This is a genomic window from bacterium SCSIO 12844 (assembly GCA_024397935.1).
In the GTDB taxonomy this organism is placed as follows: Bacteria; Pseudomonadota; Gammaproteobacteria; order Francisellales; family Francisellaceae; genus M0027.
Window position 1 is genome coordinate 2953589 of sequence record CP073743.1, and the last position, 16931, is coordinate 2970519.

At 33.6% G+C, this 16931-nt stretch carries 16 protein-coding genes; 8 read left to right on the forward strand and 8 right to left on the reverse strand.

Translation table 11 applies throughout. The annotated features are described in order from the left end of the window. Positions 1–36 precede the first annotated feature (36 nt). Complete coding sequence (locus tag KFE69_13000; GenBank protein UTW42380.1) at positions 37–459, reverse strand: hypothetical protein; 423 nt, start codon at positions 457–459, stop codon at positions 37–39. A 130-nt stretch (positions 460–589) separates the two neighbouring features. On the opposite strand from KFE69_13000, the gene KFE69_13005 reads away from it, so the two are divergent. Further along, entirely contained in the window at positions 590–1315 is a 726-nt protein-coding gene (locus tag KFE69_13005) for a response regulator transcription factor (protein UTW42381.1), read from the forward strand. 5 nt (positions 1316–1320) lie between these two features. After that, positions 1321–2556: a HAMP domain-containing histidine kinase gene (locus tag KFE69_13010; GenBank protein UTW42382.1), complete on the forward strand. Its 1236-nt coding sequence runs from the start codon at positions 1321–1323 to the stop codon at positions 2554–2556. Positions 2557–2558: 2 nt separating this feature from the next. On the opposite strand, the gene KFE69_13015 is transcribed toward KFE69_13010, so the two are convergent. Next, complete coding sequence (locus KFE69_13015) at positions 2559–3518, reverse strand: MerR family transcriptional regulator (GenBank protein UTW42383.1); 960 nt, start codon at positions 3516–3518, stop codon at positions 2559–2561. A gap of 153 nt (positions 3519–3671) precedes the next feature. On the opposite strand from KFE69_13015, the gene KFE69_13020 reads away from it, so the two are divergent. Further along, positions 3672–4646 (forward strand): hypothetical protein, encoded by a 975-nt coding sequence (locus KFE69_13020; protein UTW42384.1) that lies wholly within the window; start codon positions 3672–3674, stop codon positions 4644–4646. 5 nt (positions 4647–4651) lie between these two features. Here KFE69_13020 and KFE69_13025 read toward each other — a convergent pair whose 3' ends face one another. Continuing rightward, a complete protein-coding gene (locus KFE69_13025) occupies positions 4652–5458 on the reverse strand; it encodes an NPP1 family protein (GenBank protein UTW42385.1) in 807 nt (268 codons plus the stop codon). A 163-nt stretch (positions 5459–5621) separates the two neighbouring features. Between KFE69_13025 and ettA the strand changes: the two genes are divergently transcribed. Further along, positions 5622–7298 carry an energy-dependent translational throttle protein EttA gene (gene ettA, locus KFE69_13030; GenBank protein UTW42386.1) on the forward strand — a complete coding sequence of 559 codons (1677 nt, stop codon included), beginning with the start codon at positions 5622–5624 and terminating at the stop codon, positions 7296–7298. Here ettA and KFE69_13035 read toward each other — a convergent pair. After that, complete coding sequence (locus KFE69_13035; GenBank protein ID UTW42387.1) at positions 7273–8211, reverse strand: DMT family transporter; 939 nt, start codon at positions 8209–8211, stop codon at positions 7273–7275. The two genes, ettA and KFE69_13035, sit on opposite strands and share 26 nt — an antisense overlap. Before the next feature lie 179 nt (positions 8212–8390). Here KFE69_13035 and KFE69_13040 point away from each other — a divergent pair, with 179 nt between their 5' ends. The 3 genes from KFE69_13040 (at position 8391) to KFE69_13050 (ending at position 10166) form a co-directional block, all read left to right on the forward strand. After that, complete coding sequence (locus KFE69_13040) at positions 8391–8963, forward strand: helix-turn-helix transcriptional regulator (GenBank protein UTW42388.1); 573 nt, start codon at positions 8391–8393, stop codon at positions 8961–8963. Positions 8964–9145: 182 nt separating this feature from the next. Then, entirely contained in the window at positions 9146–9835 is a 690-nt protein-coding gene (locus tag KFE69_13045) for an ankyrin repeat domain-containing protein (protein ID UTW42389.1), read from the forward strand. After that, positions 9825–10166 carry a hypothetical protein gene (locus tag KFE69_13050; GenBank protein UTW42390.1) on the forward strand — a complete coding sequence of 114 codons (342 nt, stop codon included), beginning with the start codon at positions 9825–9827 and terminating at the stop codon, positions 10164–10166. Before KFE69_13045 ends, KFE69_13050 begins: the two co-directional genes overlap by 11 nt. Here the strand turns inward: KFE69_13050 and deoC are convergent. The 4 genes from deoC to KFE69_13070 all read right to left on the reverse strand — a co-directional run bounded on the left by deoC (position 10163) and on the right by KFE69_13070 (position 14832). Next, positions 10163–10879 (reverse strand): deoxyribose-phosphate aldolase, encoded by a 717-nt coding sequence (deoC, locus tag KFE69_13055; protein ID UTW42391.1) that lies wholly within the window; start codon positions 10877–10879, stop codon positions 10163–10165. The two genes, KFE69_13050 and deoC, sit on opposite strands and share 4 nt — an antisense overlap. A 27-nt stretch (positions 10880–10906) precedes the next feature. Continuing rightward, complete coding sequence (locus KFE69_13060; protein ID UTW42392.1) at positions 10907–12163, reverse strand: phosphopentomutase; 1257 nt, start codon at positions 12161–12163, stop codon at positions 10907–10909. Positions 12164–12200: 37 nt separating this feature from the next. Beyond that, complete coding sequence (gene ftsY, locus KFE69_13065) at positions 12201–13286, reverse strand: signal recognition particle-docking protein FtsY (GenBank protein UTW42393.1); 1086 nt, start codon at positions 13284–13286, stop codon at positions 12201–12203. Between the two features lie 94 nt (positions 13287–13380). Further along, on the reverse strand, positions 13381–14832 hold the full coding sequence (locus KFE69_13070; protein ID UTW42394.1) for a hypothetical protein: 1452 nt from the start codon (positions 14830–14832) through the stop codon (positions 13381–13383). 289 nt (positions 14833–15121) lie between these two features. Here KFE69_13070 and KFE69_13075 point away from each other — a divergent pair, with 289 nt between their 5' ends. Then, the gene (locus tag KFE69_13075) at positions 15122–16927 is read left to right on the forward strand and encodes an AMP-binding protein (GenBank protein ID UTW42395.1); all 1806 of its coding nucleotides are present in this window, start codon (positions 15122–15124) and stop codon (positions 16925–16927) included. The last annotated feature ends 4 nt before the right edge of the window (positions 16928–16931 follow it).

Consider the following 16931-nt stretch of genomic DNA (forward strand, 5'->3'; position numbering starts at 1 on the left):
ATAATAAACCTAATAAATCCTTTTAAAATAAATTAACTATCCTTGTACCATGACAGGCATTGGCTTTGCTTGGGGCTGAAACTCCAATGCCTGCGGTGGTAGAGGGCGGTTTTTATGTTTAAATTTAGGCTTAGGATACATTTGAATATGACCATTCTGTGCATCGACAATAAAGAATTTATTCGGCGTTGATTGATTTTTATTTGCCACATAAACCATATAAAATGTTTTATTACCATCAAGTTTAATCGTTTGTGTTTTTTCAATCACTGCATTATCTGCTTGACCATGCTTAATAATGCCTGCTTGTACAATAGTTTGCGCTTCTTCAGATGTTAAATTAAGTGGTTCTCGCTGCATTTTATAAGGTTTATTTTTGTCTTTTGGTGATGCTAATGCAACTGAGGTTGTTGTTGCACAAAACGTTGCAATCAATAAAGTTGAGGCTAGCTTTTTCATAATCTTCTCCTGTGTTATTCAACCTTGCTGTGACATAATTAAGTTTAAAAGGCGAATGTAATAGCAATATGACAAAATAGACTTTTTATGTAACAAGTTTGTTACATAAGATCGATCAAGGTAATAGACCATGACAAAAACACAAGTGCTTATCGTTGATGATGATCAGTCCATTGGCGAGTTATTATCTGAATTTTTAGAAAAATTTCACTATCAAGTTACCATCGCTAAAGATGGCATTAGCATGAAAAAGCTTATTAAAGAAAAAATATTCGATATCATCCTCTTAGATATTATGCTACCGCATATTAATGGTTTTGAATTATGTCAATTTTTAAGACAAGAATACAGCATACCAATTATTATTATCAGCGCCCTAGATGATGACAGCGATCGTATTTTAGGTTTAGAAGTCGGTGCAGATGATTATTTACCTAAACCATTTAATACGCGTGAATTACTAGCGCGCATGAAAGCCTTATTAAGACGTAGTAGTGGCCAACTGGTTCAAACTAAAGTACAAGGTCATATCATTGAATTTGATCAATGGCGCCTAGATCATCATCGTCATGTGTTAATCAACCAACAAGATATTGTAATTTCTCTCAGTAGTAAAGAATACCGTTTATTGGATGTATTTTTAACACACCCAAATCAAATTCTTTCACGTAATCAAATTATGGAAAAGCTCTATGGACGCGACTTTGACCCTATGGATCGAAGTGTTGATGTCTTAATTGGGCGTTTGCGTAAAAAAATTGAAACTGATTATAAAGCCCCTAAACTTTTAAAAACAGTTCGAGGAGAGGGTTATCAATTAGTAACAAAACCTAAAGTATTAACTTCATTGGACTAATTTTTATGAAAACATCTTTAGCTAAAAGTACTTATTTAATCTTAATCACAGGGTTATTATTTATTGGCCTTTTATTATGTTTAGTTGGTTTTCAATTAAGAGAGTTATCTGGTGATAGCATTTATGGCCGACTTGCACAAATGAATATTTTACAAATATTAAATGATACCAAACAAAGTATTAGCCAACTAAAAAGACGCCTAGAGAGCATTCCTGGTATTGAAGTTAAAGTACACACACTTAGAAAAAATAACCCACAAAGAAAACATATTCCAATACTAACTACAGGTGATATTAAGCCCCCATTTAATTGGGATAAACCAATCTTACTTAAACATAAAAACCAATTATTACTGATTAAATTTTCACCCTTTAATCGCATCACTGTATTAACAATTATTTGTATCTGTGTGATGGTTTTATTAATTATGTTAATGCTTTATCTGTGTTTCTGGGCAGTAAAACGATTAGAAAAAATAAATTTATTAGCCATTGAAGCTTTATCACAGCTATCAAAAAATATATACAGTCAAATCATCTTACCCATTGAGCATAATGATGCACATAAACTATATACTTCAATTCAGAGCATTCAAACGATCTTACAACAAGCCTTACAAAAAAGAACTCAAATGCTTGCTGCTATTTCACATGACTTAAAAACACCGATCACACGAATTAAATTACGGGCAGAATTATTAGAAGATGATGATAAACGCGATGCATTATTAAATGATATTAACCAACTAGAAACCATGATTGCTTCAATTTTAACCTTCTCAAAAAACTTTATTGAAGAAGAAAATGCCATTGATTTTGATTTATCATTATTAATTGACTCAATGGTCAATGATTTAGTCGACCTTGGCTATAAAATACAAGCAGAAATTCAAGAAGGGATCATTTATCATGGTCGCATGATGGCCATTAAGCGTGCGATTACTAATTTACTAGATAATGCGCTTAAATATGGCAAAGAAGCCGTTGAAATTCACTTACAGCAAAGCACTAATACAATTATTTGTAAAGTCACAGATCAAGGCTTTGGTATCAAAATAGATAACTATGAAAAACTCTTTGAGCCTTTTTATCGGGTCGATCAGAGTCGTAATCATGATATTCCAGGCTCTGGCCTTGGCTTAAATATAACCAAAGAGATTATAGAAGGTCATGGTGGTAGTATTAAATTATTACCCAATAAACCTTCTGGTATCATTGCTTTAGTTGAGCTACCCCTTTAAATCTATGATAGCAATTCATTTTGATGCTTTTTAATCCAGTCTTTGGTTTTTTGTGGAATACTTTCATGATGATAAATCATCTGAAAAAATTCTAACTTTAACTGAACTTCATCACCATACATTTCTCTTAAACTTAAAACAAATTCATCAATAATATCATAATCTGGCTTTTGACCAATCTGCATTAAAATGCCACGATTACGCTTTTGCCAATAAGCACCCATTGCTGTATCTAGCCATTGAACCATTTCAGGTGTTAAACCATGATTTTCTTGTGGTTGATTAGCACCTGTTTTAAAGCCTTTCTCCCATATGCTATGTTTAAGTTTGGCATATTTCTTTCCATATAGATTATAAATAGCCCCATGGACTTTTTCAGCAATTTTAATGCCAATATCACTTTGAGGATCTTCGTTCACATGCTCTTTAATTTCTTGGCAAATCATTTGCCAACGCTTCTTAAATGCTTCTTCTGTTGCAGGCCTTTTGCTTGTTAATTCTTTTTCAAACTCAGCATACGTTTTTAGCTCTTTTTCATCTAAAACTTTACCCGCCCAAGTTTTTTGTAAGTCTTCTGTCATACGATATACCTCAATTAATGCAATTGTACTTTTCCAATTAATCAACTGATCATCAACACACGATCTTATCACCTGCTCTAAGGCATCAATTGTGTTATTTAAAGATCTTTTTTTATCCTCTAAAAACTCTAGCTGCATTTTAAGATGAGATTTTAAGCTCATCTTTTGAGCTAAAAGATCTTTAATTTGACTTAATTTAAAGCCAAATGATTTTAATGCAATGATCTGCTGCATACGATTTAAGTCTGCTTGTGAGTACAAACGATAACCATTTACTTCTCTAAGTGATGGTTGTAATAAACCAATTTCATCATAATGATGTAATGTTCTTACTGAAGTATTGGTTAATTTAGCAAATGCTTTAATATACCACTTTGTCATCATCTATACCTCGCTTGCAAAATACAGCTTACATAATCACGTAACGTTAGGGTCAACACATATTTTAAAATTTTTTATCAATTTCAAATCTACATTCATTTTAGGATAGGTTATGCTTAATATAAAACAAACTAACTAGCTAAGGGTTAACTGATGCAAAAGGTTATTATTACAACATTAATATTAATACTATCTACTGTAAGCTATGCTAGTACTTTAACAACTGAAACGCCATCGAATAAACTATTTGTCTCAATGCTTGCTAATAAGATTAATAGTCAACTTGAAACGCTATCTTATGCAGTGACTGCCTTAGGTAAAACCTATGCTGCCTTGTATAAAAAAAACAATACATTATCACACAATAGTCAAAAAATTATCGTCAAATCAAGTGTCGAAAATAAAGGTATTCGTGAGCTATTTCTCTTTGATCAATCTCACCAAGGATTAACCTATCGCTCACCTGTTATTTCAAGCTACATACTTAATGATCAACCATTAACCAAAACACAGTGGTATGAAATCAATGCATTAATTGAAATTACACCAACGATGATTACACTTTATAATATTTTTAACGATGGTTGGGTCTATATTACAACTGAAGATAACATCATGGCCATTTATCCTTATGTACCACTTGAACAGGCCGTTAATAATAAAAATCCAACTGAAACGACTTTCTATCAAGCAGCAAACTTTAAAGATAAAAAAGCTGGCTGGTCTGAGCCTTATGTTGATTTAGTGGGTGATGGTTTAATGGTGACAACATCTTACCCCATCTACAAAAATAACCAATTACTTGGTGTTGCCTCAATCGATATTACCATTGATAAATTACTTAAGTCTTTAGCTTTACTGCCATTAAATCAGTTAGGCAGTTTTACACTATTTACTGCCTCTGGCAAACTCATTACTAACCTGTCAAAAAATCAAAAAAGTCAAAAAAATCTAAATAGTCAATTGACTGCTAAACTGTTCAAAAAAATAAATACTCAAACCAATCAAGTCAGCCAAAACCAGATATGCTATCAAAATACGTACTATCAAATCTATGCGACAAAGATTAAGGCCAATAACTGGGTTTTAATTAATATGGTTAAAACAAATGATCAATGTAAAAGCTAAATTATTTAATCTTCTAAAAAAACAGGATAACCTTCGGGTTTAAATTGATTAACATTAGCTAAAAAATTATCATCTCGCATCGGTATAACCGCATGATCGTAATTAAACGTATTTAGTAAATGGTGCATGGTTTTATTATCATGTTGGTCATCACCATGGATTTGATACCAACTGACAATTGTTGGTGTTACAAATCTTCCATATGGATTTTCAGCTGTCTCATTTGTTTCATTCGTTTCATTCGTTTTTGCAAAACGCATCGCATGGGTTAATGCACCCTCTTTATGATAGACAATCATTATATGATTATTAATAGTTGGAATCTGACCAATTTCTCGTGTGATTAACTCACCATGAGCGCTATAACTACCATGGGTCACTTGGTTATTTTTAGTCCAAACTGCAGCATATTCCCAATCATGGCGATGACCGCCGCCAATATCATTTATAATTTGATCTTTTTTAAAATACAATGCAAAAAAATGTGCACAGTATTGATCTGAATGATTGCTAATACAAACATAGCGATGTAATGTATTGGATGTATCAAGGAAGTTATTCATGCGACAGTCTTTACCTAAACTATCACCTACACTTGGATAGATGCCACTATTTTGTTTACCATCTTTACTAATACCGGCACTTGGTAAACAACCATCTGTATCAAAATCAAATACAGGTGCAATGGATTGTATCTGATCATACATATCATTTGGTAGTGCTTCATCTAATTTCATAAAATCATCTGAGGCATAAACTATATTCAAGGCGCTATTAATCATACAAATAAGATAAACGATTAGTTTAGTCATATTTAAATCCCTTTTATATTTAGACTTACCCTAACTACTATAACTTAGATTAAACATGATAAAATAACTTCTCAAATATAATTTCACCACTTATTACTTGTATCTTTGGTTAAAAACAGCAAAAATAAGGCAAATTTTCTATTAAATAAAAAAGGCACACTTTATGTCAGAAAAGTATATTTTTTCAATGCACCGAGTCAGTAAATTAGCTGGCCCTAATAAATATATCTTAAAAGATATCTCACTGTCATTTTTTGATGGTGCAAAAATTGGTGTTTTAGGCCTAAATGGTTCTGGAAAATCAACCTTATTAAAAATTATGGCAGGCTTAGATACAGAAATCGAAGGTGACGCATCACCAAGAAAAGGTATAAGCATTGGTTATTTACCACAAGAGCCTCAATTAGACCCAACTAAAGATGTTAAAGGCAATGTTGAAGAAGGCTTAAAAGAATTAAAACAAATGCTAACTGACTTTGATGAATTATCCATGAAGTTCTGTGAGCCTTTAAGCGAAGATGAAATGAATAAATTGCTCGTTAAGCAAGGCGAATTACAAAATAAGATCGATGCAGCAGGTGCTTGGGAACTTGAGCGTAAATTAGAAGTCGCAGCAGAAGCATTACGCCTACCACCTTGGAAAAGTGATGTTACCAAACTCTCTGGTGGTGAAATTCGCCGTGTCGCTTTATGTAAACTACTGTTATCATCACCTGATATCTTATTATTAGATGAACCAACCAACCATTTAGATGCTGAGAGTGTTGCTTGGTTAGAACGCTTTTTACATGATTATAAAGGCACTGTTGTCGCTGTAACACATGACCGTTATTTCTTAGATAATGCTGCACAGTGGATATTAGAGTTAGATCGTGGCGAAGGTATTCCATTTAAAGGCAATTATTCAAGCTGGCTTGAACAGAAAGAAAAACGTATTCAACAAGAAAAACGCCAACAGGCAGCTTATGAGCGCACCTTAAAGCATGAACTAGAGTGGGTTAGACAAAATCCAAAAGGACGTCAAAGTAAATCCAAAGCAAGAATTGCCCGCTTTGAAGAGTTAAATTCACGAGAATTTCAAACGCGTAACGAAACCAATGAACTATATATTCCACCAGGTATGCGCCTAGGTAATCGTGTAATTGATATTGAAAATTTAGATAAAAGTTTTCAGGATAAAGTCTTAATCAATGGATTAAATATGAATGTGCCAGCTGGTGCTATTGTTGGTATTATTGGCGCTAATGGCGCAGGTAAAACAACCTTTTTTAATATGATTGCTGGCAGTGAAACACCAGATGAAGGTAGCATTTCAATTGGTGAGACTGTCTCACTTGCCTATGTCAATCAATTTAGAAATAGTCTTGATGATAATAAAACTGTCTGGGAAGCAATATCCGATGGCTTAGATGTTATCAGCGTTGGTAGGTATGAAACACCCTCTCGCCAATATGTTGGACGCTTTAATTTTAGAGGTTCTGACCAACAAAAATTTGTTAAAGATTTATCTGGTGGAGAAAGAAATCGCCTACACCTTGCTAAACTACTTAAAGCTGGTGGTAATGTTTTATTACTCGATGAGCCAACCAATGACTTAGATGTTGAAACCCTAAGAGCGCTTGAAGAAGCAATACTAAATTTCCCTGGTGTCGTCATGGTTATCTCGCATGATCGCTGGTTCTTAGATCGAATTGCCAGTCATATTCTAGCCTTTGAAGGTGATTCTAATGTCACTTGGTTTGAAGGTAATTATCAAGCATATATTGAAGATAAGAAAAAACGCTTAGGTGATGATGCAATTAATCCACACCGCATCAAGTATAAGAAACTACACGCTTAATTATAGGTTTTGAGAGGGTTTTTACTTTTGTCATTTGATGTGACTTTTTCTTATTGGTCTTACTTTGAAAATAGACAACACCAAGCCCTGAAATAATAATTAAAAACATACCGAATAACATACTCACACTTAAACTACCGTTTAGATAAATCAATGAAATAACTAATGAAAATACAATATTACTATAATAAAGTGCTGAGACAACTTGTGGAATGGTAAATTGAGTTGCTAAAATCAAGCCAGCTTGAGATACAAATAACAAGACACCGGCAATAATTAAAATACCAATATGATGTAAGCTATGCCAATAAGGAATAGAAATTAAACCTGAAATAACCGTTGCTACTAAAAAATAATAAAATAGACTTTTAATACTATCATCTTTTGTTAATGCCTTTTTTTGCATTAAAATTGATAATGCTGCTGAAATAGCTGAACCTACTGCTAATAATGCACCGAAAGAGAAGACTCCTCGATCAAAACCAATACTAAATAATACACCTAAAAACCCAACCACTACCATCGGGATAACCAGTAAATTAAGTTCATTTTTAAATAATATAAAGCCAAAGATAATTGCCCATAATGGAAAGGTATTAAATAGTAAAATTGCATCAATATAAGGGATATAACTTAAGGATAAAAATAATAAATAACTTAGTCCAAGACTAAAGATGGCACGTAAGAAATGATAACGTTTTACACTTGAGAATTGATTCAGCGATATAAACTGCCATTTATATTTACGAATTACAAACAGCATTGTTAAAAATAAACAAACAATACTTTGCATAAAAATTAATAATGGCATTGGCGTTTCAACAACATAGGCTTTAATTGTCGCAGTTAAAACTGCATATGCTAATGCGCTTGCCAATGAAAACACAGCACCTATCATCAACGATTTATTCATTTTTTATATCCTTAGCCACTAATCGGTCTATTAATTAGTTATTCATATTAATTATATTTGCAATAAGCAAATTATATTATAATATTTACTTTTTGCAAATATTTTTTAAACAATTTGCAAATTATTTACAATAAGCGGTATAATAACTATGTTTTAATTAAGTAATGGTAACTATCATCATGTCGAATCATGAAAATGCAGGTACACGCCTGAGAAAAGCCCGAATTGCTGCAGGTTATAAAACAGCTAAAGCCTTCTGTCAGGCAAATAATATTCCGACATCGACCTATTCGCTACATGAAACGAATAAACGTTGCTTAAAGCCACAACTAGCTGAGAAATATGCCAAATTACTCGGTGTTAATGTTGCCTGGCTTTTAACTGGTCTTGGTTCCTGCTGTCCACCTTCTAGTGAGCAATCAACACAGCGTGTATTATCAACAGAAGAATTAAAAGCACAATTAGCAAAAAGTCAAAATAACCAATTTAATGCAATTATTGAACAAAGTTTTAGCATTCACGATAGCCAAGTAAATTTATTATTATTTACTAAATTAATTGTTAAAATAGTTAAAATGCTTGATGAAACGAATCAAAGTTGGGATTTATATCGAATTACTCAACAGGCAACTGAGCTATATCAGGATATTATTGAATCAAGTGACTTAGCAGAAGAACAACTAAACATGGTTAATTTTGCGATTAAGAACTTAAAACGCAATACAAATCGCATAAAAAAGAAGCGTGATTAATAAAAGTTAGCCTAATTTATTTCAATGTAACTTATTGAATGAAAAATAGTTAGTTCAAAAATTAGCATAATTATATTACATAAAATATATTTACTTCTTAAATCGTATTAATCCCTTGAAAAAAATACGTTAAACTTATATAACAGGCGGTCTAACATGAAAGCAAACGCTAGGGGATAACCATGTCAGATGATGAGATTTATGATTATCTTGACGATGATAGCCAACAACAGGATCCAAATTACCTGTTATTAAAGGCTACTGAACAGAATGATATTGATCGATTAAAGCAATTGATTGAGCAAGGGGTTAGTCCAAATTTTACCTTTGTTAAATATAATGGTAAAGAAACAACACCCTTAACTGAAGCCATTGCGCGCGGTCATGAAGAAATGATTCAACTAATCATTGATACTGACGTTCAATCCATTGATCAGTTATCACTATATACTGCATTAACGGCAAAAGATGGTAACTTTAATCGTCAAACTGTACAGCTTTTATTATCACATGGTGCAAAAATTAGTATTGAACTAATCAATAAAGTCAAAGATTTAGATTGTATTCAATACAGTGCAATTCATGCAGTGAATACTAATCGCATCGATCATTTAAAACAGTTACTGGATGCGGGCATTAGTCTTGATTTTCAAATTAATGACTATCTTGATTTAAAAACAAGTCCTCTTGATCGAACCATTTCATTGAATAAACCAAAGATCGCCCATTTTCTATTAAAAGAAGCAAAAGTTGATCCTAATCAACCAATTAATGGTTTTAGTTTATTGCTACAAGCCATTGATCATAAAAAATTTGAACTTGTGTCTGTTTTACTAAAATTTGGAGCGATATTTTATGAGCATGCCGGATAAAAAAGGGTTTTTCCCACAACACTCAAATGAAACTGTTTTAGCACAACGTAGTCTCGGTAATGCAGGGCTAGGTGGGCTTGCTATTTTAGCTGATGCACTTGGCAATAAACAAGTTTCTGAGCAATTAAAAGAAAACTTTAATGTAGAAACGCTCAAACGTTCATTTGAACATGGTAGTTTAGAGAGCTCTACAAATATTACTGAGCTTCAGCAAGAGATTTCTAAAACTACAGAGCCTACAGCCCAAAAATCATCTAGCCCTACTGGATTATTTGGACCAGATGCGCCTAGCATGCCAGGCCCAGATAAAGGTAATAATTTTGAACGTTAAATCAAATCATCCAATAAACTACTAGCGCCAAAACGAAACGTTTTTCGATGAATAAAGTCATCACCTAATTTTTCTTGGGCTAGTTCTAAGTAGTTAATCGCATCTTTTGGTGTTCTAATTCCACCAGATGCTTTAAACCCACATAATACCCCCTGATTTTGACAATCTTTAATTACATCTAACATGACAGATGCTGCATCAAGCGTTGCACCAACTACTACTTTACCAGTCGATGTTTTAATAAAATCAGCACCTGCTAAAACTGCATCAATCGATGCTTGTTTAATGAGTTGAGAGGATTTCAATTCACCAGATTCAATAATAACTTTTAATATTTTATCATGACACATTGCTTTGATTTGTTTTATTAATTCAATTGACTGTTCATCTGTTTGATTAGATAACAAATAGTTCTGATAAGGAATTACTAAATCGATTTCATCTGCACCTTGATTAAGAGCAAATTCAGCTTCTTGAATCACATTACTTACGGGTTGATCACCGTTTGGAAAATTAATCACAGTGGCAATTGGGATTTGCTTATCTAATATTGCTTGTGCTTTCTGTATAAACCTTGAATAAATACAAATTGATGCAACAGGTATATCTATATGATTTGCTTTTTGACATAAAGCTTCTATTTCTGAAAAATGACCCTGTTCATCTAATAAGGTTAAATCGATTAATGAAATAATCTGTTCTTTATTAAACATCGTATTTTACGACCCATTAAGATTTTACTATAAAAATGATTTACCATAGCTTAGAGGTGCTAAGCCCATAAACGATGCAATACTCTGGCCAATATCAGCAAAACTATCACGTTGACCAATTTCAACGGATATGGAATTATCTTTATTCCAAGCTAATACTGGAATGTGCTCTCGCGTATGATCAGTTCCAGGCCAAGTAGGATCACAACCATGGTCGGCTGCAACAATGACTAAATCACCTGCTTTTAGTTGCGCATCTAATTCTGGTAGGCGACTATCTAAATACTCCAACGCTTCTGCATAACCTGCCACATCACGTCTATGCCCATAACTTGAGTCAAAATCAACAAAATTAGTAAAAATTAAACTGCCTTGATCGGCATTATTTAATTCATTAAGCGTTTGATTAAATAAATCATCAAGCCCTGTGGCTTTTATTTTTTTACTAATACCTTGATGAGCATAAATATCAGCAATCTTACCAATTGAAATAACTTCTCCACCAGCTTGGGTTAAATAATCAAGTAATGTTAGCTCTGGTGGTAAAATTGAATAATCACGACGATTGCCAGTGCGTGTATAATTCCCATTTTTACCAACAAATGGTCTTGCAATAACTCGTCCAACCATTAAATCCATTTGATCTAAAATCTCTCGTGCTTTAAAAGAAATGTCATAAAGCCTTTCTAAACCGAAGTGTTGTTCATGTGCTGCAATTTGAAATACGCTATCGGCTGAAGTATAGACAATTGGTTTTTTACTCTGGCAATGGGTATCACCAAGACGGTTAATAACTTCAGTACCCGATGCATGACCTGCATCTAAGATACCTTCATCTAACTGGCATACCTTAATCCAACGCTCTAAAAATGTTTTTGGAAAAGTATCACCATAATCTGAATGCTCAAAATAATGCCAATCAAATAATACCGGAACACCTGCAATCTCCCAATGACCACTTGGTGTATCTTTACCAAAGCTTAATTCTTTGGCAAAACCATAATAGCCACAAGGTTTACCATCAAATCCAAGCGAATGCGTTAATGGCTTTCCTCGACTTAATTGGGCCGCTTTTTCTAAACCTCTTTTCGCTAAATTTGGTAGTTTAAGTGCTCCTTGACGTCCCTTTGTATTGGCTTTGCCAGTAGCACAATAATCGACAATATGACCTAAAGTATCAGCACCAACATCACCATAGTTTTTTGCATCTTCACTATAGCCAATACCAAAAGAATCCATTAAAAGAATAACAACACGCCCAGTTAGATTTGTGAATTCTGTCATCTTAAGATTCCTTCAATTAAAAAATTATCATATAGAATTATACAACACCTTCATTGCTGAAAACAGCATCCACAAATGCATTGGCATTAAATTGGGCTAAGTCATCTACACCTTCGCCAATACCAATAAACCTTACTGGAATCTTCAAAGCTTTAGCAATAGCAAAAATAACGCCGCCTTTAGCTGTTCCATCAAGCTTTGTTAATGTAATGCCATCGACTTTTACTGCTTGATTAAATTCCTGTGCTTGTATTAACGCATTCTGTCCAGTTCCTGAATCAAGAACAAGCATCACTTCATGCGGTGCTGATGCGTCAAGCTTTTTCATGACTCTGACAACTTTTTGTAATTCTTGCATTAAATGACCTTTATTATGTAGCCTACCTGCGGTATCTGCAATGACCACATCAATATCACGTGATTTAGCACTAGAGACTGCATCATAAATAACTGAGGCACTATCAGCACCTGTATGCTGAGCAACAACAGGTACTTCATTTCTAGCACCCCATGCTTGTAATTGCTCTACAGCAGCAGCTCTAAATGTATCGCCAGCTGCTAACATAACACTTTTGCCCTGACTTTGAAATTGCTTGGCTAATTTACCAATGGTTGTTGTCTTACCAGCACCATTAATTCCAACCATTAAAATCACAAATGGTTTTTTCTCACTATCAATTACCAATGGTTGTTCAACGGGTAATAGAATCTGATTTAAACGCATCTTAAGAAGTTCTGTTAATTGTTCAATTGATTGTAATTCATTACGTGAGACTTTATCTCTAATGGCCTCAATAATCTCACTTGTGGCTTCAACACCAATATCAGCTGTTAATAGTTTCACTTCAATCTCATCGATTAATTCTTCATCGATAATTTTTTTACCTAATAAAATATCAAATAAACCATTGCCTAATTTGGCTCGAGTTTTACTTAAACCTGATTTTAAACGAGTTAAAAAGCCTTTTTTCTCAGGTATTGCCACCTCAGAGCGTAATGATTGAGAAGTTTTATCTAATTGATCTTCTGATGCTTTCTCTTTTGCTTTTTTAATAATTTCTTGATCGCTAATTTGCTTATCTTCTTTAGGCTTATCACTACGAAATCGTTTAAAAATACTCATAATCTACAACTATTGAACTTATATTTATTTAGGCTGAATCAATTGTGCCTTAAAAGGCATATCTCTGCAAGTCACTGGCATTATTTAGATTATGTTACTGCTCATAGGTGCTTGTAACTTGAGTGCCTTCTTGATGATAACTTTGCATAAATACAGCTTCTGGTATTCCTTCATTTTTTACAATGACATAATCATCTTTCTGATTATTAGATTGACGAAAAAAACTTTCATTAATTTCAATTGGCCCAGCAGTAAAGCGCTTAATGATGACACCATTACTATATTCATGTCCTAACAAATAATGAATTAATTGATCATCAGAAGAGTAATCTTTTTGATAACCTTCAAGCGCCTGTGATAAGTCATCTAACAAGCTCTGTAATACATCATGGTCAATCTTATTTAATAAGAAATCTCTTGTACCATTTTTATTAATCAAGGCTAATTTTTCTGACGCTCTAAAGAAAAAACGCGCCATCGATAATAAACCATACTGATCTGCAATAGAGAGATAGCCTGCAGAATTATCAATAGTTGATTTATAAATGCCTAAAGCTTTATGAAATGGTAAATTATACCACTTTGGTTCTAGTGGTAATATTTTTCTTAATAGCTTCATATGCTCAAATAGTAATCGGCTAATGCGTTTTGGTAAATCACTTGGCTCTTTACCCTTATTTATCCAAACGATAAAATCCTTAGTTTTTTCAAATAATACTTCTGAACTTTTTATCACATGAAAATTAAAGTCATCTTTAGAGGCATCTGATTTACGAAATACCGTTGCCAAAGAAAAACTATGATAAAGCATAGAGGCAAACATTGCATTTAAAGGTGCAGGCATGACAAAGTTAAATAGCCCCATTAAACCCATATAGGCACTTGCCTGACCTAATAAAAATCCATTTTTACTCTCTAGTGAACGAAATGCTTTCTCAGGACATTCACCTCGACAAACATCTCGATTATACTCAAAAGCTGATATCTGAATTAAACTAGTATACGTCATAACAGGCAATGATATATACGGGATTTGAGATAACAACTTACTTTGAATAGTGCTAATGGGAAAAAATAATGGTAGCTTCAAGGATTGGCCAATATGATTCAATGAACTATGCTCACACGCTTCAATTGTTCGTTCTTTTTTGGCATTTTCAATCATCGCTTGCTCACTGTAATTAATTTCAGTAGCTAATCCATAAGTTAATGGGAATACATAAACAACTGCATTTGCCGCAACTACTACAAGTGCATCTGAAGCCATATTAGCGATTTGGTAACTGATTGATTGATTCATAGCATCTAATTCATCATCAGGTTCTGGAAATACTAATTGATTTAAATAATTTAATGCGATCACTGAACCAAAGGTAACTAGATGATAGAATACCAATTGACGTGCAATCGGTTGTACCTGTGGCCTATGATACAGGTCATATAAATCCCATGGAAAATTTGCAACTGCCTTTAAACCTGCATAAAAATTACTACCAAATTTAAATGCTTGATCTTTCATATTATATAAAGATAAAAATTCAAACATAGCAATCACCCTGTAAAGTCCATTTTACCATCTACTTAATTATAATGATTATCTCTTATTACAAAATAAGATATTTCAATGGTTTTGTAACATTTAATATGAAATAATCAAACAAATTAACTGTTTAATTTAGATACAATCACGATTAGATCAGAAAAATAAATTGCAATGTAACTTTTCAAAATAAAACAATCTACCGATCACTTGACTCATAAGGCTAACCTACTTGCCTTTTAATACGCTTTAGCATAGCCTTTAAACTATAGAAAAAGAGAAGGAATTCATTTTTATGGAACGTATCTGGTTGAAACATTACCCAAAAGAAATCCCTCACGATATTATATTAAAGCCACATGAAAATTTAGTCTCTATTTATGAAACTGCCTGTAAAAATTTTGCTAAACGACCTGCAAATGAGTGCTTGAATCAACAAATTAGCTATGAAGATTTATTTCAACTAAGTACACAATTTGCAGCCTTTTGTCAAAATACGCTCAAATTAAATCAGGGTGATCGTATTGGCATTATCTCACCGAATTTAATCCAGTTTCATATTGTTATGTTTGGCGCATTACAAGCGGGTTTAACCGTTGTTGGCATTAATCCACTTTATACCGCTGAAGAACTTGAATACATCTTTAAAGATGCTGATTTAAAAGCGATTGTAGCACTTGATTTTTATACTGATAAAATTGAGAAAGCCATTGTAAAAAAACCAATTGAACATATCGTTTTATTTAGCATTGGTGATATGTTATCAAGCTATAAGCGTATTTTAATCAATGGTATTATTAAATATGTTAAACATATGGTACCAAAACACAATCTTAAGAATATCCATCAATTGCTGGATGCGCTTGAAAGTGCCGAACAACTAGAATATACAAGACCACAGATTATTGGTGAGCATTTAGCTTTTTTACAATATACCGGTGGTACGACAGGACGTGCTAAAGGTGTGATGCTATCGCATAGTAATATTGTCGCCAACGTTAAACAAGTTCATGCCTGTTTAGCACCTGTATTAAAAGGTGATGAAGTTTGGTTGGCACCACTGCCTATGTTTCATATTTTTGCTTTAACAGCATCATTGGTGCCATTATTAACGTTTGGTGCAATGAATCGATTTGTGCCTAACCCACGAGATATTAAAGGCTTTGTCAAAATTGCACAAAAACCATTCCATCTGATGACTGGTGTTAATACTTTATTTAATGCACTTGCACATAATGAAAAATTCCAAGCACTTGATTTTTCAGAGTTAAAAATGACTTGGGCTGGCGGCATGCCAGTACAACAAGCTGTTGCAGAAAAATGGCAAGAAGTTACAGGTTGTGTATTACACGTTGCCTATGGCTTAAGTGAAACATCTCCTGGTGTGAGTGCAGATCCATATGATGAACCCAAATTTAGTAATTCCATCGGTTATCCTTTTCCATCAACGCTGATCTCAATTCGTAATGAAGATGGCCAAGAGGTACCATTTGGTGAATCGGGTGAAATTTGGATTAAAGGTCCTCAAGTGATGACAGGTTATTGGGGTAAACCGCATCGCACTAAAGAAGTCTTAACTGAAGATGGCTGGTTTAAAAGTGGTGATGTCGGCATTATGGATGAAACCGGACGTATACGCCTTGTCGATCGTACTAAAGATATGGTCATTGTCTCTGGTTTTAATGTCTATACAACAGAAGTTGAGGAAGTTATCTCTAAAATGCCTGAAGTCTTAGATGTTGCTGTTTTAGGTATTCCACACCCTAAAACAGGTGAAGCCGTTAAAGCACATGTTGTATTAAAGCCCGATGCTGAAGTAACTGATAAGGCAATTATTGAATATTGTCGTGAACATCTAGCGCGTTATAAGGTTCCTAAATTAATCACCTTTGATACATCTCTGCCAATGAACCAAGTAGGTAAAATTCTAAAAACCGAATTACGCAAACGTCCTGAGAATATCAACCCACCACCAATGAATGGCAATGGCAATGGCAATGGCAATGGCAATGGCAATGGCAATGGCAATGGCAATGGCAATGGCAATGGTCATGATAACAACAATCACCCCAATACCAACCAACAAACAGAAAAAGCTTAATTTA

Bases quoted from the DNA above. Each gene is read 5' to 3' on its own strand.
- KFE69_13045 (UTW42389.1), top strand. From the start codon at position 9,146: ATGTCAGATGATGAGATTTATGATTATCTTGACGATGATAGCCAACAA.
- KFE69_13005 (UTW42381.1), top strand. From the start codon at position 590: ATGACAAAAACACAAGTGCTTATCGTTGATGATGATCAGTCCATTGGC.
- KFE69_13060 (UTW42392.1), bottom strand. From the start codon at position 12,163: ATGACAGAATTCACAAATCTAACTGGGCGTGTTGTTATTCTTTTAATG.
- ftsY (UTW42393.1), bottom strand. From the start codon at position 13,286: ATGAGTATTTTTAAACGATTTCGTAGTGATAAGCCTAAAGAAGATAAG.
- KFE69_13075 (UTW42395.1), top strand. From the start codon at position 15,122: ATGGAACGTATCTGGTTGAAACATTACCCAAAAGAAATCCCTCACGAT.
- deoC (UTW42391.1), bottom strand. From the start codon at position 10,879: ATGTTTAATAAAGAACAGATTATTTCATTAATCGATTTAACCTTATTA.
- KFE69_13035 (UTW42387.1), bottom strand. From the start codon at position 8,211: ATGAATAAATCGTTGATGATAGGTGCTGTGTTTTCATTGGCAAGCGCA.
- KFE69_13025 (UTW42385.1), bottom strand. From the start codon at position 5,458: ATGACTAAACTAATCGTTTATCTTATTTGTATGATTAATAGCGCCTTG.
- ettA (UTW42386.1), top strand. From the start codon at position 5,622: ATGTCAGAAAAGTATATTTTTTCAATGCACCGAGTCAGTAAATTAGCT.
- KFE69_13020 (UTW42384.1), top strand. From the start codon at position 3,672: ATGCAAAAGGTTATTATTACAACATTAATATTAATACTATCTACTGTA.
- KFE69_13000 (UTW42380.1), bottom strand. From the start codon at position 459: ATGAAAAAGCTAGCCTCAACTTTATTGATTGCAACGTTTTGTGCAACA.
- KFE69_13070 (UTW42394.1), bottom strand. From the start codon at position 14,832: ATGTTTGAATTTTTATCTTTATATAATATGAAAGATCAAGCATTTAAA.
- KFE69_13050 (UTW42390.1), top strand. From the start codon at position 9,825: ATGCCGGATAAAAAAGGGTTTTTCCCACAACACTCAAATGAAACTGTT.
- KFE69_13015 (UTW42383.1), bottom strand. From the start codon at position 3,518: ATGACAAAGTGGTATATTAAAGCATTTGCTAAATTAACCAATACTTCA.
- KFE69_13010 (UTW42382.1), top strand. From the start codon at position 1,321: ATGAAAACATCTTTAGCTAAAAGTACTTATTTAATCTTAATCACAGGG.
- KFE69_13040 (UTW42388.1), top strand. From the start codon at position 8,391: ATGTCGAATCATGAAAATGCAGGTACACGCCTGAGAAAAGCCCGAATT.